Source organism: Longimicrobium sp., from assembly GCF_048594345.1.
Lineage (GTDB): Bacteria > Gemmatimonadota > Gemmatimonadetes > Longimicrobiales > Longimicrobiaceae > Longimicrobium.
The window spans coordinates 13,203-32,059 of the sequence record NZ_JBMDXM010000227.1; the positions used below are offsets into that span (position 1 = coordinate 13,203).

Here is an 18,857-nt window from a genome sequence, read left to right on the forward strand (position 1 = left end):
CAGAGTTTTACGAACCGCTTCCCCCAGCACCTGGAATGCGGCACAGGGACAGGGGAACTGGCACGAGAAAACTCTGTTGACCCTGTTGACTCTGTGTGAGGTCTGATCTTTCAAGCCCATCGGCCTGGATTCGGCGGATTCACCACGCACTTCGCCGCCGCCGTCGCGGGCCGCACCGGGGCTACTGCTTCAGCCAGAGCACCTGGCCGCCTTCGGCATCCACGTGGGTGGTGTCGACGTCGTAGACGTCGGTGCCCAGCGAGCCCACGTAGCCGGAGCCGCTGGACTGCACCAGCTGATAGCCGCGCGGGTGCGGCGTGGAGACGCCGTCGACGTTGTACGCGGCCCAGTAGTGGCTGAACGGAAGGTCGTACAGCTGCTGCCCGGTGAGCCCCGGCTGCCATCCGATGTAGACGCCCGGCACGTACCCGGCCGCGGCCACCTGCGAATACCAGTTGTGGCAGTACGCGCTCACGTCGGCGGTGGCGGCCTGCGTGCTTACGCTCTCCAGGTCCAGCCACACGTTCACCCCCGGCGGAAAGCCGATCTCCTGGCAAAACCGCGCCGCGTTGGCGCCGTACTCCGTACCCAGGTCACCCGTGGCCATCCACTCCCCGCCCAGCACGTGCTGCACCGGCATCACCCCGAATCCCCTGGCAAGCAGCATGGCCGCCTCGTCCGCCGCCAGGTCGTGCGAGGCCATCTGCGTGCGGCCCACGTAGCGGATGGCAAAGCGGAACCCGGCGTCCCAGAACGCATCCGCCTGCGCCGGGGTGATCGTGACGTTTGCGTCGAAGCCCTTTACGCCCGCGGGGGCGGCCTGCGCGGTTCCGGACAGCATGATCGGGGTTCCTTGGATGGGGGATGGTGGATGGTACTCTACGCTACGTTGCGCACCGGTGGCCCACAAGGCGCGCACGGGACCGTTGCGTCCGAATGGGAGGCATGAACGGACGAACGCCCCCGGACCGTCCGGAGGCGTTCGTCACCGTGCGTGTTCCGGATCAGCAGGCGAACTCGCAGGACAGGTCGCAGCCGCTGTCGGGGTAGCAGGTCACGTCGTGCGTGCCGCCACCCCCGCCCGAGGTCCTGGGGCAGGTGGGCGTGCAGTCGCCGGAGCCGTCGCACGCAAACTCGCAGGACAGGTCACACCCCGTGTACATGGGCGATCCGTACGAGCAGTCCGTGGAATCGTCGTGTCCACGAACCGTTCCGCGCAGCGACTCCGCGGACGCCGTCTGGAACGATTCCACGGCAAGATCGTCGACCGTCAGCCTGAGCTTTTTCATGGCACCTCCTCACGGATGGAAGTCGATATACGAAACGTCCGATAAAGATAGTGAGGGGCGCTGTGTGTGCCAAGTGCCCCGCCGCTCGTTACACGGCCGCGGCGGAACCGGATCACACCAGATCCTGAAAGAGCACATGCGTCCGCAGAGGAGCAGGGTAATGCCAGAACCGGCCATCTCACACGGGGTCAACGGAGTCAACGGTTTTGATCTTTACCGTTGACCCCGTTGACCCCGTGTGAGACAGGTCTTTTCGATGATTGGATTGGGCTTGGGTGCACAATCAACAGCGGGATTCGGTTGAAGACAGAGAGGGATGAATGATGATGCTGGCTGGTTTCCGCTCCTCTTTCTGGCGCTGTTCCGCTGTATCCCGGGTGTTGCGTTTCCAGATTCGGAATCAGCCGTCGATCACCCGGCGCACGGCGGCGAAGATGTCGTCCAGCATGCCGGGGGTCAGGCGGCCGGTGAAGGTGTTCTGCTGCGAGGGGTGATACGAAAGCACCAGCGTGGGCCCGTTCTCCACCGGCACCAGCACGCCGTGCCCGAACTTTGGCAGGGGATGCGGAAGGGCGTAGCCGGCGCCGCGGAGGATGCGCACCGCCGCCTCGTACGCAAAGCCGCCCAGGCACAGGATGGCGCGCAGGCTTGGCATCAGCGCCAGTTCCTGGCGGATGAAGCAGGCGCAGGCGTCGCGCTCGTCCGGCAGGGGCTTGTTGTCGGGCGGGGCACACTTTACCGCGGCGGTTACCCACGCGTCGCGCACCTGCAGCCCGTCCGCGCGGTGCGTGGAGGTGGGCTGCGAGGCAAAGCCGGCGCGGTGCATGGCCGCGTAGAGAAAGTCGCCGCTGCGGTCGCCGGTGAACATGCGGCCGGTGCGGTTGGCGCCGTGGGCGGCCGGAGCCAGCCCCAGCACCATCAATCGCGCCGCCGGATCGCCAAACGCCGGCACCGGCCGCGCCCAGTACTCCTCCTCGCGGTACGCACGCCGCTTCTCCACCCCTACCCGCTCGCGCCACTCCACCAGGCGCGGGCACCTGCGGCAGGCGGTCACCTCGTCCATCAACACCTTCATCTCCATCCACTCCACTGCACCGGCTGAATGCGCGCGACCCCCGGCACCGTGCCGGGGGTCGCGTGTTGCGTGGCGGGGAACCCGCGCCGCGTCAGGGGTTCCGGGATCCGCCGCTGCCGTCCGCGCGGGTGCGTCCGGCATCATGGCCTGCCCCCCCGGGACCCGTGGACTCGTGGCCTCGCGTTGCCCCGCTCTGCCCGCCACCGTGCGACTCGCGTCCGCTGGACGTACGCTCCAGCGCCTCGCGCGCCTGCTCGGCGCGGCTGCCGCGGAAGCTCCGCGCCGTCTCGCGCGCCGCCGCGTTGGCGGGCTCGAAGACGCGGCGCGTGACGGCCAGGCGGCTGGCGCTCGCGCTCTGCCCGTCGCCCGTCGAGGCGCTGTCGGTTTCGACGGCCCTTTCCGGAGGCGTGCAGGCGTACGCGGCAAACTCCACGTGCACCAGCACGGTGGCGCCGCCCGGGGTGAACGCGCCGCACTGCACCACCACGTACGGGTTCTCGAAGGGAAAGCGCCCCTCGTTCGCCATCGCGTAACCGGTGCTGGTGCGGACGACGGGAACGGCGGTCACGTCCATCGCCCAGTCGCCTTCCTCCACGCCCGTCACCGTGAGCCGCGCAATCCCCGCCAGCACCTCGTCCGCGTCGTTGGCGCGGAACACGGCGTCGCCCATGGCACGCTGCAGCGACACGCCAGAGGCGAAGCGGCGCAGGTTCAGCGGCTGGCGCGACGCCACCAGCACCAGGATGGTGGACGCGCTGCGCGACGTGAACTGGGCCATGGACAACGGGCTTCCCGCCGCCCGGTTGTCGCCAAAGTCCAGGGTGTTCCAGCCGGCCACAAAGCTGGAGCGCTCGTGCGGCTCCGGATACACCAGCGCCACGCCCTGCCCGGGCGTGACGGCGAACACGGCAACGTTGGCCTCGTCGCTCAGACCCACGTCCATGCCGGACGCGGAAACGTTCAGACGGGCGGCCAGCGGAGCGTCGGCCCCGCCGCGCGGGGCGTGTGCGCAGGCACCGGCGGCGGCGGCCAGGGCCGCGACAAGGAGGACACGCATGTACATGGGGCCTCGTAAAGATAAGGTGGAGCGGGATCGTTTCGCTCCTGTGGCAGGGGCACATCGCGAGCCGCGCAGCCGTCCCTGAACCAAGTTAAAGCACCGCAACCAGTTGCGGGAGTGCCGCGGGGACGCTTCCGCGCCGTTTTTCTGTCTCCCCCCGGCGACGGTGCGTCCCGTCAGGGTGACACGGCGGCACGCCCGGCCAGCGCCAGCGCGGCCCATCCGGCCAGAAAGCACAGCCCGCCCAGCGGCGTGATGGCGCCCAGCCAGCGGGTGCCGGTAAACGCCAGCAGGTACAGGCTGCCGCAGAAGATGGCGATGCCGGCGGTGAACAGCCATCCCGCCGCCGTCCACCCGCCCGCGGGCCAGCGCGCGGCCGCCATCGCCACGGCGAGAAGCGCCAGCGCGTGGTACATCTGGTAGCGCGCCGCCGTTTCCCACACGGCCAGCATCTCCGGGCCCAGCCTGGCCCGTAGCGCGTGCGCGCCAAACGCGCCCGCCGCCACGGCCAGAAATCCAAGGACGCATCCCAGCGTCCAGAACGTTCGATGCATGCGTCTCCCCATCCGTCGTCGCCGTCGTTATCCTGCACAACATGCGGTCGCGCCCTCCGCTCCGCTACCGTCGGCGGCCGGGAACTGCGTGGACGGGGTAGGCTGGAGCGCGTAAGTTCTTGCGGAAGCGGGGGTAAGAAACAGATGGAACGTCATTTGCTACCTGGCGAGGGTCCAGTTTTCCCACGACGAACCGGATGACGGCAGGATGAGCGATCCAGGATCCCCACGGCGAGGCCTGCGCCGGGAGCACCCGGTGTTCTTCTGGGGCACGCTGGCGCTGGCGGCGCTGTTCATTGCCGGGGCCGCGGCGGTCGCCACGCGGGTGCCCCGCTACCGCGCCGAGACGCAGCACTTCAACAGCCAGCTTACGGCCGCGCAGCGCGCCACGCGCGACTCTCTGCTGCAGGCGCAGGAAAAGCGCACACAGCTGGCGGTGGCGGTGCTGCGCCGCGACATGCGCATCCGCTCGCTCGAAACGCGCAAGCGGCACCTGGCCATCGTGCTGGAAGACTCGGTGCTGGAGCTGCGGCAGGGGCGGGCCACGCTGCGCCGCGCCAGGCTGACCATTGGCGCCGACAGCACGGTGCGCGCGCCGGACGGGCGCACCTGGCGGCTGGTGCGGCCGGTGGGCGAGCGCAAGATCGCGGACCTGCAGAACACGCCCACTTACACCGTGCCGGAATGGGTGTACATCGGCCGGGGCCAGCCGGTGCCGGCCGAGGCGGAGCGAAGGATCCGCGGCGGCCTGGGCACCTACGTAATCCGCCTGGACGACGGGACGGAAATCTACAGCCAGCCGTCGTCGGGGCCGCTGAAGGACGTGGTCAAGCCGGGCGCGTTCATGGCCCGCGGGGGCGACCTGGCGGCGATCTTTGACGCGGTGGGTGAGGAAACGCCGGTCTACATCTACTGAACCGGTGAACATCTGAGCGGTCGCGCGGCACGCGGGGCCGGAAGGAGGACCGATGGACGAAAAGCAGCCGTTGAGGCCGCGCAGGCCGGACGACATCCCCGAGCGGCGCGACTACACGCCCAGGGGACGCGTGCGCCGCATCTACCACGACTACCGCGGCACGTCGCTGCTGATGATGCTGACGGTGCTGGTGGCCGCGGGCCTGTTCGTCGCCACCTCGGCGTGGGCCGTGAACGAGCGGCTCACCCGCCGGGTGACGGAGATGACGTACCTCAAGGACACACGTTCCCTGGAGTTCCTGCGGCAGAAGGAAGCGGAGCGGGTGGCGCAGGTCGCCGCGCGAGAGAAGGAGCTGGCGGCCAAGGAAGAAGAGCTGGCGCCGCGCAACACCCCCTACATCGTGGTGAGCCTGGCCGAGCGCCGCATGCTGTACCTGCGCGGCGACGACACGCTGTACAAGGCGTCGGTGGCGGTGGGGAGCGGCAAGACGCTGGTGATGGGCGGCACCACCAAGCGGTTCATCACGCCGCGCGGGCGCATGGCCATCACCCACAAGGAGCTGGATCCGGTCTGGGTTCCGCCCAACTGGCACTACATCGAGTACGCGCGCAACCGGGGGATGGGCATCCGCGACATGAGCAACGCGTCGCCGGGCGCGCTGGCCGGATACCCCGCGGGGCGGGTGCCGGTGAGCGGCAACACGGTCATCATTCCGCCCTGGGGCAGCCCGCAGCGCGCGCACAAGGGCGTGCTGGGCGTGGCCAAGCTGGAGATGTACGACGGGTACTACTTTCACGGGACGGACAACCCGGCGTCCATCGGAAGCGCGGCCAGCCACGGCTGCATCCGGATGCACAAGGAAGACATCCTGTGGATGTACCGCAACGTGCCCGTCGGCACGGTGGTCTACATCTACTGACCCGGCCGACTCCGCCGGACCTCCCGCGGCTGCAACGCCAGAAGCCCCGTCCGGCATCCGCCGGACGGGGCTTCGTCTCTGTTCATCAGGAGCCGGATGAGCCTCACTCCCCCGTGCGCATTCCTGCATCCCAAAAGACGCGCATCAGGTGGTGCAGTCCGCCGGCTGAGGCGGGCTTCGGCAACCTTCCGAGGCGTCCGCATGCCTCTTCAAAAAAATGCGGATGGCCCCCTGCCGCGCCTCACCTCTTTCGCAACCCCGAGCCTCTCAAACCTCGCTCCGAAAGTCAGCCGCGCTCGCTGCTTGACGGCTGCTTCCGCGACTTCGCCGCAGACTTGGCGGGCGCCGAGTCCGCCGTCGCTGCCTGCTTCTTCGACTTCGAGGCAGACTTGACGGAAGCGACCGAATCCGACGCCGTCGCCGCCTGCTTCTTCGACTTCGAGGCAGACTTGATGGGAGCGACCGAATCCGACGCCGTAGCCGTCTGGTTCCGCGACTTCGCCGCAGACTTAGCGGGAGCCGCCGAATCCGACGCTGTCGCCGGCTGCTTGCGCGACTTCGACGCGGACTTGGCGGGGGCCGCGGCACGCTTCCGCGGCTTTTTGGCCGTGGCGGGCTGGGGCGGGGGAGCGAAGTCAGGCGCGGCGTCCTCGCCGCCGGGAAGGGCGAAGCGGGCCAGCATCTCGCGGACGTCCTCAAGCCTGGCGCCGGGGTGGCGCTCCAGGATCAGGGAGACGATGCCGGCCACGCCGGGCGCCGCGAAGCTGGTGCCGTGGCGCAGCACGCGTTCGCCACCCACCCACAGCACCGGACGGTCCACGCCCCAGCCCACGCACTCCATGGCGTGCTCAGGCCGGTAGTGGAAGTGGTACGGAGAATCGAACCGCGCCGCCGAGACGCCGATCACGTTCTCGAAGATGGCGGGGTAGCTCCAGTCGTTGGCGTTGTGCCCGGCCGCCACGACGATGATCCCCGCCTGCCGCGCCCGCTCGCAGGCGCGGTACAGCGGGTGAAGCGTGCCCTCCAGCCGCGTGCCCAGGCTTACGTTGATCACCTGCACGCCGGCTTCGATGGCCCAGTGCAGCGCCGTCTCCAGCGTTCCCGGCGAGGTTTCAAGCTTGTTGCCGAACACCTTTACCGGGACGATGCGCGCGTCCGGCGCCACGCCCAGGATCACGTCGGCGCAGGCGGTGCCGTGGCCCAGCACGTCCTGGTCGTCGTCGTTGCGCGCCAGGGCAAAGTCGTCGTCCGGATCCACGAAGCCCACGCCGGGAAGCACCCGCGCGTCGCCGATCGAACGGTCCCAGCCGCTGTCCAGCACCGCCACGCGGACTCCGCTCCCCGTGGCGCCGCCCAGCTCGTCCCGCACCCATTCCGGCGGCGCTGCCTCCGGCGCCTGCACCTTTGCCACCTGGATCACTTGCGGTCCAGCTTTTTCAGGATGTTGTCCCACACCAGCCCGGCGATGCGGCCGGACCGGGTGACCACGTTGGCCTGCACGCTGTAGCCGCGGCGAAAGCGGTCCAGCTCCTCGCGCTGCACCTGGCCGCGGTCCAGCGACGCCACCACGCGGAAAAGCCCGGGCGCCGTGGTGGTGCGCGCGGCGCCCACCGTCCCCCCGGAGGCGTCGCCGCCGCCGCCCGGCGAGCCGAAGGGCTCGGCCGACACGTGCGACACGCGCCCCTCCAGCTGCCGCCGGTCGCGCTGCCCGAACGCCTGCACCTCCAGCCGCACCCGGTCGCCCACCTTGATCTTGTGAACGTCGCCCTCGGGGACCAGCATGGTCACCCGCCACTCACCCAGCTCACCCACCTCCAGCAGCGTCTCGCCCTCGCGCACGTACGCGCCGGGAAGGTGCTCCAGCTGCTCGGTGAGCACCACGCCGTCGCTGGGGGCGGTGATGGTCGCCCGGGTGATGCGCTCGCGCACCTCGCGGATCTGCGCCTGCAGCCGCGCCATCTCGGTGTCGGACCGGCGCTCGTCGAAGCCGCGCAGCGACAGCATGTCGGTTTCGGTGCTGTTCAGGCGCAGGTCGGCCTCGGCGGCGCGCACGTCGCCGACGGCCTGGTCCAGCATGACGTGCGCGCCCGGGCGCCAGGTGGAGAGCAGCGAGTCGGTGTTGGTGCCAAAGCCGTGCTCCACCATCCGCTGCATCAGGATGGCGCGCGCCCGGGTAAGGCGGGCCTGCGCGGCGTCGCGGCGCTCCTGCGACTGCCGGCGCTCCAGCGGCGTGCCGGCCTGCGAGCGGTCGCGCTCGATGCGGGCGGCGCTGTGCTGCGCCTCCAGCTGCGCCAGCTGCGTCTCCAGCGCCAGCGCGTCCAGGCGCAGAACCACGTCGCCCGCCTTGACGGTGTCGCCGCTCTGCACCAGCACCTCGCTGACGGGGCCGGCGGCCTGCGCGCGGATCGGCCACACGTTCACCGGCTCCAGCACCCCCGCCGACTTTACGGTCACGTCCATCGACACCAGCAGGGAAACCACCACGGCCGCCAGCAGCACCAGCCCGATGATCCCCAGGACCCACGTGACGGCGCGCTTTACGAAGCGGCCGCCCGGCTGCCCCTCGTCGCCCAGGTGCGGCAGGCGAAGGGGGATGACGGCGGTGGGCGCGGTGGCGGCGCTGGGCGCGGTGGCTTTTTCCTGGCTCATGTTCATGGATCGTTCACGTTTCCAACGGGCACTCGCTCCCCCGGACCGCCCGGCCCGCCCGGATCCCACGGTCCGTCAGGTCCGCCCGGACCGCCCGGCCCCCACGGACCGCCGGGACCTCCCGGACCCCTGGGGCCGCCACCCGGACCCCGCGGTCCCGGGCCGCCCGGACCCCCCGGACCACCACCCGGACCCCGCGGACCCGGACCGCCGGGACCCCCCGGACCGCCACCCGGACCCCTGGGGCCGCCTGGACCCCACGGACCGCCAGGACCTCCCGGACCCCCTGGCCCGCCCGGTCCCCCCATCCCGCCCGGCCTCCCCGGCCCGCCAGGCCCGCCGGGTCCCCCCGGACCGCCCGGCCTTCCCGGCCCGAACGGTCCCACCGCGCGAAGCCGCCGTCCGTCATCCAGCGCTCCTTCGCCGCCACCCAGCAGCTGGCGATAGGCCTCGGAGTCGCGCAGCAGCTCGTCGTGCGTTCCCGAGGCGGTGACGTTGCCGGTCTCCATCACGATGATCAGGTCCGCCAGCGCGGCCGTCTGCACGCGGTGGGTGACAAAGATGATGGTCTTGCCCTTGAGCCGGATGAACAGGTCGCGCAGGATCTCCGACTCGGTGGCCATGTCGATGTTGGACGTGGCCTCGTCAAGCAGCAGGATGGGCGTGTCGCGGATGAAGGCACGGGCCAGCGCCAGCCGCTGCCGCTGCCCGCCCGAAAGGGTGGAGCCCCACTCGCCCACGGGGGTGTCGTACCCCTCGGGAAGGCTCTTGATCAGCTCCTCCAGCCGGCACAGGCGCACGGCTTCGTCCACCGCGGCGCGGGTGGGGTTGTCGGAGCCCATCGTAAGGTTGTCCCAGATGGTGCCCTGCATGAGGGCGAACTCCTGCCACACCACCGAGATCTGCCGCCGCAGGTCCGGCAGGCTTACGGCGGTGCCGGGAGTGCCGTCGAAGAACACCTGCCCCTCCACCGGCTCCTCCATCCGCGTGATCAGGCGCAGCAGCGAGCTTTTGCCCACGCCGCTGTGGCCCACCACGGAGGTGATCATCCCCAGCGGAAAGTGCAGGTTCACGCCGCTGAGGATAAGCTTGTCGGCCGAGTAGCCGAACGACACGTCGCGCATGCGGATGTCGCCGTCCAGCACGGTCTTGATGGGCGGGACCGGGTCGTACGCCGTGGAGGGGTCCTGCTCGGTGGGCGAGTCCAGGTACTCGAACATGCGCCCCAGGTTTACCGCCGACTGCTGGAAGTCGCTGAACAGGCCGGTGATCTGCGCCAGCGGGTTGTACAGGTAGCCGATGTACGCGCTGAAGGCGATGTAGTCGCCCAGCGACATTTCGCCCGCGATCAGCAGCCGCCACGCGTACCAGGTGTACAGCGCGGTGCCGGCCGCGCGGATGAAGCCGTTGAGCCCGTTGAAGATCTGGCTGTATCCGCCGGCCTTGAGCTGCACGTTCAGCGCGGCCTTCATCTGCGTGCTGGCGCGGTCGTACACGTAGTGCTCGCGCGCCAGCGTCTTGAGCGAGCGGATGTGGCTGAGCACCTCGACCTGGAACGCGCCCAGGTCGGCGTACGCCTCGGCGCTCTTTTTCCAGTACTTGCGCATGATGCGCGCGGAAACCGTCGTCAGCACCACCGTGGCCGGAATGGTGATCAGCGAGACGATGGCCAGCTTCCACTGCAGCAGGAACAGAAAGGGCGGAACCAGGAACAGGTACACGCCGTTCACGAACAGCGTCTCGAACACCTTGCTGACGCTTGCCAGCGAGCTGCGCACGTCGCCAAACCGGCTCATGATCTCGCCCACGCGGTGCTCGTCAAAGAAGCGCGAGCGCAGGTGCTGCAGGTGGTTGAAGAAGAGGAGGCCGGTGGCGTTGCTGAGGTGCGAGGTGGTGTAGCTGGTAAAGTAGCCGCGAATGCCGCCCATCACCGTCATGGCGATGGAGAACGCGAACATGCCGCCCACCAGCACGTGCATGAGCGTCACGTTGCGGGTGGGGTAGACTTCATCGATCAGCAGCTTGGAAATGTAGGGCGTGGCCATGCCGAACAGCCCCAGCACCAGCCCCAGGATCATTCCCTTGGCCAGGGGACCCCAGTAGGGACGGATGACGCGCAGCAGCCGCATGAACTGCTGGAACGCTTCGCGAAGCGGCGGGATCTCTGCGGTGGGTTTTGGGGGCATGGAAGGTTAGAACCGCCTCGAAAGCCGGACGCGCGGACGTCGGTCCGCGGATCTCGTGGTGGGTGCCGGCGGGGCATCCGCGCGCCGATCGCGCGCAGTCGCTTTTCCCGCCAGCCACTAAAGATAATCGACGCGCCGCGTCCCGCCTAGCCCGGGGCGTTCCCGCTCAGCGCCTGGTCATACACCGGAGTGGGGAACCGGTACCGTGCGGCGCGGTGTCAACTATGTGCGCACGGCGGTCCCATGGGAGCGGTGGGTGCGTGATACTGCGCCTCGCGGTGCCGATCCCGCAACCTGCGTACGCCCGCGAGCGATGCCTTTGCTCTTCGCGAGGTCCGTCCCACGACGTGCCGCCCGCCCGTGGGGGAGCCGATGCGGGTCGCGCGTCCACCCCCGCAACGTGCCGTTATACCCGCAAGGAGCAGGATGGTTTTGTGCCTTGATCCGGAAATCCCGCCGTCGCGTTGCAAGGCAGGAGGTCTTGTGCCTTGATCCGGCAACGTGTCATCCGCGTTGCAAGGCAGAGGAGGTTTAGTGCCTTGATCCGGCAACGTGCCATCCGCGTTGCAAGGGCGAATGAATTCGCTGCAACAACTACACGAAGTCCGCCTGCGCGGACTCGGCGGCCCGGATGCGTGCGGCGTTCCAGGCGATTGCGCGTCCGCGGCCGGGGCGTTCAGCCGATCCTGTGTGTGTCGAGGCGCCTGGAAGCCGGCGGCTACAGTCCACGAAGGTGGACTTCGCGTTTTCCCAGCGGCGAATTTATTCGCTCCTGCGCGGACTCGGCGGCCCGGGTTCGTGCGGCGTTCCGGGCGAATGCGCGTCCGCGACCGGAGAAGGGTTGGCGCGGGATCCGGCGGCGTGGCCGGATCCCGGGCCGGCCGGCCGTCAGGCCTCAGCGCCGACCAGGCCGCGCTCGAACTCGATGAAGCCGGCGCGGTAGGCCTGGGACAGCTGCTCCACCACGCGGTCCTCCAGCCACTCGTGGGCCGGGGCGCCGTTGGGGCTGGAGACGGCCTCCTTGACGACGGCGATCAGCTCTTCCAGCGTGGCGGACTGCTGCACGGTCTGCAGGATGAGCGCGGCAAAGGGGCTCAGCCGCCGGTGGCTGGCGCGTCCCACGGCGAACTGCACCAGGTAGTACGCATCGTCCTCCTCCGGCGCCGACGACTCGTCGCCCAGGTCCAGCCAGGCGTCCCAGTCCCAGCGGGTAGAGACCACCCGCGCCCGCGACGAAAGCCCGGCCCGCCCCTCGCGCCAGTCTACCTCGTCCTGCGGCAGCCGGGCCAGGTTGTCCAGGAACTCCTGCGAGTAGTCCTGGACGGAAGCCGCCAGCTCGTAGCGCGCGCGGTCTACGGTATACGCGTCCTCCAGCAGCGCGCGGTGCTCGCCGTCCGCCACGCCGGCCACGTGGGCGGCGAGGGCGTCGTGGGCCAGCTCCACGTCGGTCCGCTCCGGCGCGCCGTTCATCGGCCGCACGGGGACGAGAGACGATAGGTCCTCGCCCAGCGCGGCGAAGATGCGCAGCGTGCGGCCAACGTGCTCCTCGACCGTGCGCTTCTGCAGCGCGGCAAAGCCCTCGGCCCCGGCGCGGCCGCCCTGGGCGGCGGAGTCGTCCGGGGCGGTGAGCATGAGCGGCGAGGGGATGTCCGGGCGCGCCAGGCGCAGCAGGAACATGGCGATCCCGGCTTCGCCCAGCAGCAGTCCGGGGTCCTTCACGCCGCCCATGGTGCCGCACGGCCACGGCTCGCCAGCGTCCTCGTGGCGCTGGATCCCCAGCCGCGCGATCTCCCGGGCCGGCTCCAGCAGCGCGGGCTCGCCCAGGATGCGGGCGCCCTCCAGCAGCGTCTCGGCGTTGCCGCCGCGTCCGTGGCAGAGCGAGTAGTTCATCCCCACCTCGTCGGAAATGGACCGCTCCACCGTGCCGAACGAGGCGCGCGCCTCTTCCAGGTACAGGGGGTCGCGCAGGATCTCGTACGCGCGCAGCCGCGACAGGCCGATCCCCGGGCCGCCGTGGCACCAGGCGGACATGTAGTGCATGGCGGGCGTCTCTACCCAGTTCCCCGCGCGCAGCCGGTCGCGCAGCTCGTCGATGCGCCCCTCGAACTGGTACTCGCCCAGCTCGGTGTGGCGCAGGTCCGGCCAGTTGCCGCTTTCCTCGCTGTAGAAGCGCCGCTCGTACAGGAACGCCTGCTCCGCCGCGTAGCGGTAGCGCCCGTCGCCCGTGGCCGCGTACAGCTCCAGCAGCCCGTGGGCGATGCCGGCGGCGCCGTGGGCGTAGCCGCACAGGTTGCGCACGGAACTGTTGCGCATGGTGGCCCAGCTCCACCCGTCCGCGTCGCGCGAGGCGGTTTCGATCAGGTGGTCGCCCAGCCGCCGGGCGATTCCCAGCGCCAGCTCCGGGTCCACGTGCCGGGTGAGCTGCAGCAGGGCGGGGATGCCGCCGCCGCCGCCGGCGATCACGTCCATCCCCATGTCGCGCGACTCGTTGCCCGCCAGCGGCCGCAGCAGCGCCTCGGCCTGGGCGTACAGCTCGGGCTTGCCCAGCAGTTCGCCCACGCGCGCGGTGACGTAGGCGATGCCCACACGGCCGCTGTGGTAGCCAAAGGAAAAGTCGTTGAGCTCCGCGCCTTCGTTCAGCGCGAACTGCAGGCCGCCCATGGCCGTCCGCGCCAGCTCCTCGTCGCCGGTGACGGCGGCCAGCTCGGCCAGGAACAGGGCGATGCCCGAGGTGCCCTCGTACAGGGTGCCGCTGGCGCGGGCCGGCACGCCGCGCCGCGACCCGGGGGAGGAGCGGTCGGGAGTCACGATCTCCCAGGTGCAGGCGTCGCCCTCCCACTGCGCTTCGGCCGCGATGCGACGGCCCATGCGGTGGGCGGCGTCGAGAAAGGTGTCGGGGCCGGCCTGCGTGCCGGCGGTCGTGGTTTCAGTCACGGGTCGATGCCTTGCGGTTTCGATGTCGCGGACCGGCGGGCGATCGCGCGGGTGGGTGGATGGGGTGGCGCCGGCGTCAGCCCTGGTGCGCGGTGCGCAGCGCTTCCGCGGGACGGCCCAGGGCGCGGGTGACCAGGTATCCCAGGTAGCTTTCCTCCTGGATGGTGATCCCCAGCCGGTTGTTCATCATGTGCAGGTAGCTGGGAAGCAGCAGCTGCCAGGCGCGCACCCACTCCGACGCGGGCTGCCCCATCGCCAGCACCTGCCCCTGTTCGAACAGGGCGCGCAGCTCCTCGCGGACCACGCGCATCCCCGCCGCGTACGCGTCCAGCGTGTCGCTCAGGGAATCGCCGTCGTCCATGGCCTCCCAGATGGCGTCCACGTACTCCATCAGCGTCTCGGCCTGGCCGCTGAACCCCTGGTCGAACGCCTCCAGCAGCGCCTCGCGTCCGTCCTCCTCACGCGCCACGGAGCGAAGGTAGTTGGTGGAGTACATCTGCGTGAACGCGCTGCCGCGCTCGCGGCCGTCGGCGAACAGGTGGATGAGGATGACCATCCCCAGCAGCCCCTTGCCCAGCCGCGACGACCGCTCCGGCCCCATCTTGGCGATCAGGGCGTACGCGGCGTCGCTGCTGACCTCGAAGGCGCGCTCGGAGACGAGCAGCGCGTCGGGGCCGCCGTAGCGGTCGGTCTCAGGCTCGTACTCCACCCGCGCCACGTGGGTCACGCTGACGGGCTGCCCCTCCGCGCGCGTGGGAACCACCTGCGTTTCGGGCCGGGCGTCGATCTGCACCTCGGGGTTGTGGGCGCGCACGTGCTCCACCAGCGCGGGCCACACCTGGGCGCTCAGCACGTCCGGCATCCCCAGCAGGCGCAGGCGCACGTGCGGGCCAAACTCGCTGTAGCGGATGAAGAAGTGCTGCAGGATCCACCCCTGCTCCTGGCAGCGGCGGACGAACGGCTCGGCCACGTCCAGGACCACGCGGTCGCAGTCGGGGGTGTAGATCCACCCGTCGAAGAACAGGTACACGCTCAGCCACTCGCGCCCGTCGGGGCGCGGGGGGGGCGGGGCGGACGGCGGAGGCGGGGTGTAGTGCACGTCTTCGCTCATCGTCGTCAGTCCCCCGGAAGCGCGTCGGCCAGCTCGCCCGCGTCCGCCGCGGCGTTGGCGGTGCCGCGCGGGAAGTACAGCTGCACCACCAGCTCGGTGGCGAACGAGGTGTCGCCATGGCGGGGGAGCTGCGCCCGGTCCGGGTAGCGCTCCTCGATGGTGGCGCTGAAGTTTTTGAGCCCCTGCGCCACCTTGCCCCACAGCCCCACCAGCAGCGGGTTGGCGAAGTCGATGAACTGCGGCTTGTAGAAGTCGCGCGACTGCTGCGTTTTCCGCTTCTTGTCCTCCAGCCCCAGCTTGGGCGCCCCTTCGGCGTCCTCGCCTTCCTTGGCCTCGCCCTCCTTCGCTTCCCCCTCCGCCGCGGCCGGCGCCGCCTCGGCCTCCACCGCCTCGTCGTGCTCGTCGGCGATCGGGTCATCCGCCTCGCCGGCGGGGGCCTCGTACCCGGGGATCTCGGCCGGCGCTTCCGCGGGCGCGGCCTCGGCGGCGGGCTCGCCGGCCTTGGGCGGACGCGCCTCGGAAAGGGGCATCATCCGCAGGTACACGGTTTCGGGGATGCCGCTCTCCACCCGCCAGCGGTTCACGCGGACAAAGAAGTCCGCGGCGCTCTCCTCGGGCCGGCGCTGCGGGAACAGCGGGGCGGGGACGATCCACCGCCGGCGCGCCAGCACCACGCTGCCGCCAAAGGTGATGCGGGGGCGGTAGCTGATGACGGGGGGCTTTTCCTCCGCTTTCGGCTGTGCCTCCACGGCGGGCGCCGCGATGTCGGCGCCCGGCTGTCCCTCGACGGTGTCGGCGTCCGGCGCGCGGACGACGGTGTCCGCGTCCGGCGGCGGCGGTTCCTTGACCGTGTCCCCGTCCCTGACCGTGTCGGCGTCCTGCGCGACGACGGCGTCCGCGGGCGCGCCCTCGGCCGGCTGCACGGCGACGTCCTCCGCGTCCAGCTTCGGCTTTTCCGCGGGCGTGCGCGGCGCCTCGGTGGACTCCGGGATCGGCGGCGCGTACATCACCGGCGGGGTGAAGCGCGACAGCAGCTGGTACAGCGGCGGCCGCATGCGCGGGTTCAGGAAGCCCAGGTCCACCGGGATCACCCGGCGGCCCGTGGGCCCGTGCACCAGCGACAGGTTCTGCGGATCTTCCGCATCGCGCTGAACCAGGATCTCCGAGCTGCGCAGCTGGTCTTCGGTGGCGCCGCTTTCGCCCGTGGGATAGCTGATCTCCCAGCGCAGCAGGGGCGGGTGCAGGTTGGCGTTGAACTGCGCGTCGCCGCAGATCTCGGCCAGCAGCTCGCCGGTGAGCGCGGCGTTGGCGCGGCGCACGTCCTCCTGCACGTCGTCCGGCAGCATGTACAGAAAGCGCGAGAAGTACTTGCCGTACCCCGCGGTGTAGCTGGCCCCGTGCAGGACGAAGGACGGATCCCCGCCCTCGCGCTCCGCCGGCACCATCAGGCCGAACGCGCCCATGGAGCGGGGGATGCCGGACAGCGTCTCGACCCCCTGCAGCGCCTCGTCCACCGCTTCGGGGGCGATGTCGACGGTCTCCGCGTCGGGGGCATCCACCCAGGCGCGGCGAAAGACCTCGGTGAGGCGCTGGCGCGCGGCCGCGAGTTCCTTGATGGACTCCAGGCCGAACGGGTTGTTGACGTCGTACGTGTCCTTGGGATCGCGGGGACCGCCGCCGCGCAGCCGCCCCTCCTTTTCCACGTGCGCCTTGAAGTGCTCGCGGTAAAAGTCCTCGTAGAACTTGAGCAGCGGCACGCCGCCGGCCGCGTCGTCCTTTTCGCCGTAGTAGTCGTCGAAGAAGTGCCGCATGGTGGCCTGCTCCGACCGCGGCCACGCCAGCCGCGCCGTGGCCCGCACCCACTGCTCGAAGCCGGAGAGCGAGCGGCGCACGCCCGGCGTCAGCGCGATCTGGGCCGACGCGCCGGAGGTGGCGTCCTCGTAGAACGGCATGTCCTTGCGCAGGCGCCCGCTGATCTCCATGCGCTCCAGCGCCTGCTCGATCTGCTCGTGCACCTGGGCGATGATGCGCTCGCGCTCGTCCACGCCCGCGTCGGTGTACGCCTCGATGCGCTCGCGCAGGGTGGCCAGCACCTCCGACGTCTGCCGCGCGTGGTCGTCGTCGATGCGGTCCAGCAGGGCGCGGAAGGGGAGGTCCCAGTCCGCGTCCTGCTCGCGGATACCGGTGTGGAAGCGGAGGAAGCCGATCTCGATCAGCTTGTCCAGGTACGCCTCGGCCTCTTCGAACGTGGCGTCGATCTCCGGATCGGACGAAAGGGCGCGGATCAGGTCGCCCAGCGTGGGCGCGCCGCCGTCGCTGAAGCGGCTGGCGATGAGCTGCAGCACCTCGTTGTCGCCCAGCCGCTGAAAGACCTCGCGGCCGTCGATGGCGGTGAGGAAGACCAGCCGCTCGCCCTCGGCGCGCAGCGTGGGATTGCGCTCCACCTGCAGCGCGTGCCGGAACGCCGGGCGCGTCTTGAGGTGGTCGAAGAACAGGCCGTACAGGAACTTGTTGGCGCGCACAAAGCTGCGCTTGGCGCGCGGGTCGCCGGTAAAGCGCGTGCCCCCCTCCGGCTCGCCGTCCGTCTCGCCGACGAAGGTGCCGGGGATGATGGCGCAGAAGGTGGCGAACGGCGTGGCCTTCATGACCATGCGCGTGTAGTAGCGCAGCAGCCCGCGCTCCGTCTTTTCGTCGCGGCCGTGGATGTCGCCGGAGTCGGCGGCGGCGGCGTAGCGGTCCAGCGCGCCGTACAGCGAGCGGCTGCTGACCATCAGCCCCTTGCGAAAGTCCGCGTCCTGCAGCAGCCCGCGAAAGCGGCGGCGTAGCTCCGGCGTCTCGGCGTCGTACGCCTGCTTGAGCTGGCCCTCCAGCCCGCGCGCCCGCTCCACGTCAGCCGCAAAGGCGCGGACGGCCGCGGCGGACGACGGGTCCATCCCCGCCAGGCCGGCGTCCAGCCGTTCGGCGGACTGGGGCTTGAGGTTGTACAGCTCGCGCTTGAGGGTGATGAGCTTGTTGCGCAGGGGCTTTTCCTGCGCCGCGCCGATGGCGGCAAAGAGCAGCTGCGACACGTCCTCGCGCGCGGCGTGCAGCCGGCGCTCCGTTGCCTGCAGCTCGCGCAGCACGGCGAGGGTGCGCTCGGGCCGCATCTCGTCAACCGTGTCGGCGGGGGCGCCGGAGACGCGGCACACGAAGCGGTTGAAGAGGGCGTCCCCGCCGGCGGCGGTATCGTCCATCCAGGGCTCGGTCATACGGCGCGCAGGGGTATCTGAAGGTCAGGCGCCGGGACGCAAACCGGCGGCAAGAGAAAGCTTGATGGTGTACGCGGAGCCGGGCCCCGTGCGCGGCGTTGCTGCCGCCGCGCGCCGTGTGGAGCGTCCGTCCGGTCCGCGCCAGAGCCAGCCGCGCGCTGCACGGAACGCACGGAATTGCGGCCGGGTCAGCGACGATAACCGCGCCGCCGGACGTTTGGCAAGTACGCGAGCCGCCATGTTGTGTACGCCGGGAGAACTGGTACGCGAATGCGTCGCAAAGGTGCGCGGGATGCACGATACGAACGGACGGGGCGGGCGGCGAGGCTCCCGTGACCAGCGGAGCCCCCGCGCGTCCGGCGGTGCGGTGGCGGGACGAATCGGCGGGCATCGGGGAGCGGTTGCCGATGGCTCACGGATCGGCGAAAGGCGTCGAGCTGGCGCCCGGCGGTGCCCCTCCCCCGGCCCCTCCCCGTTCGTTCCTCACGGAGAGGGGAGAACTTCGATCCCGCTTCGATCAGCTTTGGGCTGCGCCCGCGAGGCGCCCCCTTACTCGCTCAGGCTCGCACCTCCCCCAAAAACCCCTGGGGGAGGTGGACTTCGATCCCGCTTCGACAAGGTGCGCCGCACCTCCCTCCCCCGCGCAGTTTGCGGGGGAGGGCCGGGGAGGGGGCGACCTACCATCCCGCGCCACACCGTCCGAAGCTTACCGCCGGCTGCCCCCCTAACCTCCCCCGGCAGTTTCGGGGGAGGTGGGCCGGTGGTGCCGGCCCGGAGGGGGCCTGCACCGGCCTGTCCGAAGCGCCTTCATCCGCACCCTCACACCCTCACACCCTCACACCCTCACACCCTCACACCCTCACACCCTCACACCCTCACACCCTCACACCCTCACCCCCTCACACCCTCACACCCT

General features: G+C 70.4%; 13 protein-coding genes. 2 read left to right on the top strand and 11 right to left on the bottom strand.

Annotated features, from left to right (window positions below):
• Positions 1 to 181 precede the first annotated feature (181 nt).
• From ACOJUJ_RS24005 to ACOJUJ_RS24025, 5 genes are all read right to left on the bottom strand, one after another.
• On the bottom strand, positions 182 to 841 hold the full coding sequence (locus ACOJUJ_RS24005; protein ID WP_420129456.1) for a DUF1906 domain-containing protein: 660 nt from the start codon (positions 839 to 841) through the stop codon (positions 182 to 184).
• A gap of 163 nt (positions 842 to 1,004) precedes the next feature.
• Entirely contained in the window at positions 1,005 to 1,289 is a 285-nt protein-coding gene (locus tag ACOJUJ_RS24010; RefSeq protein ID WP_420129457.1) for a hypothetical protein, read from the bottom strand.
• 400 nt (positions 1,290 to 1,689) lie between these two features.
• Positions 1,690 to 2,370 carry a uracil-DNA glycosylase gene (locus ACOJUJ_RS24015; protein WP_420129458.1) on the bottom strand — a complete coding sequence of 227 codons (681 nt, stop codon included), beginning with the start codon at positions 2,368 to 2,370 and terminating at the stop codon, positions 1,690 to 1,692.
• Positions 2,371 to 2,455: 85 nt separating this feature from the next.
• Positions 2,456 to 3,427 carry a hypothetical protein gene (locus ACOJUJ_RS24020; protein ID WP_420129459.1) on the bottom strand — a complete coding sequence of 324 codons (972 nt, stop codon included), beginning with the start codon at positions 3,425 to 3,427 and terminating at the stop codon, positions 2,456 to 2,458.
• Positions 3,428 to 3,600: 173 nt separating this feature from the next.
• Positions 3,601 to 3,978, bottom strand: a complete 378-nt coding sequence (locus ACOJUJ_RS24025; RefSeq protein ID WP_420129460.1) for a DUF423 domain-containing protein — start codon at positions 3,976 to 3,978, stop codon at positions 3,601 to 3,603.
• A gap of 208 nt (positions 3,979 to 4,186) precedes the next feature.
• On the opposite strand from ACOJUJ_RS24025, the gene ACOJUJ_RS24030 reads away from it, so the two are divergent.
• Positions 4,187 to 4,894 (top strand): hypothetical protein, encoded by a 708-nt coding sequence (locus ACOJUJ_RS24030; protein ID WP_420129461.1) that lies wholly within the window; start codon positions 4,187 to 4,189, stop codon positions 4,892 to 4,894.
• A gap of 52 nt (positions 4,895 to 4,946) precedes the next feature.
• Positions 4,947 to 5,813, top strand: coding sequence for a L,D-transpeptidase (locus ACOJUJ_RS24035; RefSeq protein WP_420129462.1), 867 nt, complete (start codon positions 4,947 to 4,949; stop codon positions 5,811 to 5,813).
• Between the two features lie 286 nt (positions 5,814 to 6,099).
• Here ACOJUJ_RS24035 and ACOJUJ_RS24040 read toward each other — a convergent pair whose 3' ends face one another.
• From ACOJUJ_RS24040 to ACOJUJ_RS24065, 6 genes are all read right to left on the bottom strand, one after another.
• A complete protein-coding gene (locus tag ACOJUJ_RS24040) occupies positions 6,100 to 7,233 on the bottom strand; it encodes a S8 family peptidase (RefSeq protein WP_420129463.1) in 1,134 nt (377 codons plus the stop codon).
• Positions 7,230 to 8,462 carry an HlyD family secretion protein gene (locus ACOJUJ_RS24045; protein WP_420129464.1) on the bottom strand — a complete coding sequence of 411 codons (1,233 nt, stop codon included), beginning with the start codon at positions 8,460 to 8,462 and terminating at the stop codon, positions 7,230 to 7,232. Before ACOJUJ_RS24045 ends, ACOJUJ_RS24040 begins: the two co-directional genes overlap by 4 nt.
• A gap of 2 nt (positions 8,463 to 8,464) precedes the next feature.
• On the bottom strand, positions 8,465 to 10,648 hold the full coding sequence (locus ACOJUJ_RS24050) for a peptidase domain-containing ABC transporter (RefSeq protein WP_420129465.1): 2,184 nt from the start codon (positions 10,646 to 10,648) through the stop codon (positions 8,465 to 8,467).
• Between the two features lie 888 nt (positions 10,649 to 11,536).
• Positions 11,537 to 13,582 (bottom strand): lanthionine synthetase LanC family protein, encoded by a 2,046-nt coding sequence (locus tag ACOJUJ_RS24055; protein ID WP_420129466.1) that lies wholly within the window; start codon positions 13,580 to 13,582, stop codon positions 11,537 to 11,539.
• Positions 13,583 to 13,658: 76 nt separating this feature from the next.
• The gene (locus ACOJUJ_RS24060) at positions 13,659 to 14,693 is read right to left on the bottom strand and encodes a thiopeptide-type bacteriocin biosynthesis protein (RefSeq protein ID WP_420129467.1); all 1,035 of its coding nucleotides are present in this window, start codon (positions 14,691 to 14,693) and stop codon (positions 13,659 to 13,661) included.
• Positions 14,694 to 14,698: 5 nt separating this feature from the next.
• The gene (locus ACOJUJ_RS24065) at positions 14,699 to 17,926 is read right to left on the bottom strand and encodes a lantibiotic dehydratase (protein ID WP_420129468.1); all 3,228 of its coding nucleotides are present in this window, start codon (positions 17,924 to 17,926) and stop codon (positions 14,699 to 14,701) included.
• Between the last annotated feature and the right edge of the window lie 931 nt (positions 17,927 to 18,857).

Bases quoted from the DNA above. Each gene is read 5' to 3' on its own strand.
- ACOJUJ_RS24035 (WP_420129462.1), top strand. From the start codon at position 4,947: ATGGACGAAAAGCAGCCGTTGAGGCCGCGCAGGCCGGACGACATCCCC.
- ACOJUJ_RS24050 (WP_420129465.1), bottom strand. From the start codon at position 10,648: ATGCCCCCAAAACCCACCGCAGAGATCCCGCCGCTTCGCGAAGCGTTC.
- ACOJUJ_RS24030 (WP_420129461.1), top strand. From the start codon at position 4,187: ATGAGCGATCCAGGATCCCCACGGCGAGGCCTGCGCCGGGAGCACCCG.
- ACOJUJ_RS24025 (WP_420129460.1), bottom strand. From the start codon at position 3,978: ATGCATCGAACGTTCTGGACGCTGGGATGCGTCCTTGGATTTCTGGCC.
- ACOJUJ_RS24045 (WP_420129464.1), bottom strand. From the start codon at position 8,462: ATGAGCCAGGAAAAAGCCACCGCGCCCAGCGCCGCCACCGCGCCCACC.
- ACOJUJ_RS24065 (WP_420129468.1), bottom strand. From the start codon at position 17,926: ATGGACGATACCGCCGCCGGCGGGGACGCCCTCTTCAACCGCTTCGTG.
- ACOJUJ_RS24060 (WP_420129467.1), bottom strand. From the start codon at position 14,693: ATGAGCGAAGACGTGCACTACACCCCGCCTCCGCCGTCCGCCCCGCCC.
- ACOJUJ_RS24015 (WP_420129458.1), bottom strand. From the start codon at position 2,370: ATGGAGATGAAGGTGTTGATGGACGAGGTGACCGCCTGCCGCAGGTGC.
- ACOJUJ_RS24020 (WP_420129459.1), bottom strand. From the start codon at position 3,427: ATGTACATGCGTGTCCTCCTTGTCGCGGCCCTGGCCGCCGCCGCCGGT.
- ACOJUJ_RS24010 (WP_420129457.1), bottom strand. From the start codon at position 1,289: ATGAAAAAGCTCAGGCTGACGGTCGACGATCTTGCCGTGGAATCGTTC.
- ACOJUJ_RS24005 (WP_420129456.1), bottom strand. From the start codon at position 841: ATGCTGTCCGGAACCGCGCAGGCCGCCCCCGCGGGCGTAAAGGGCTTC.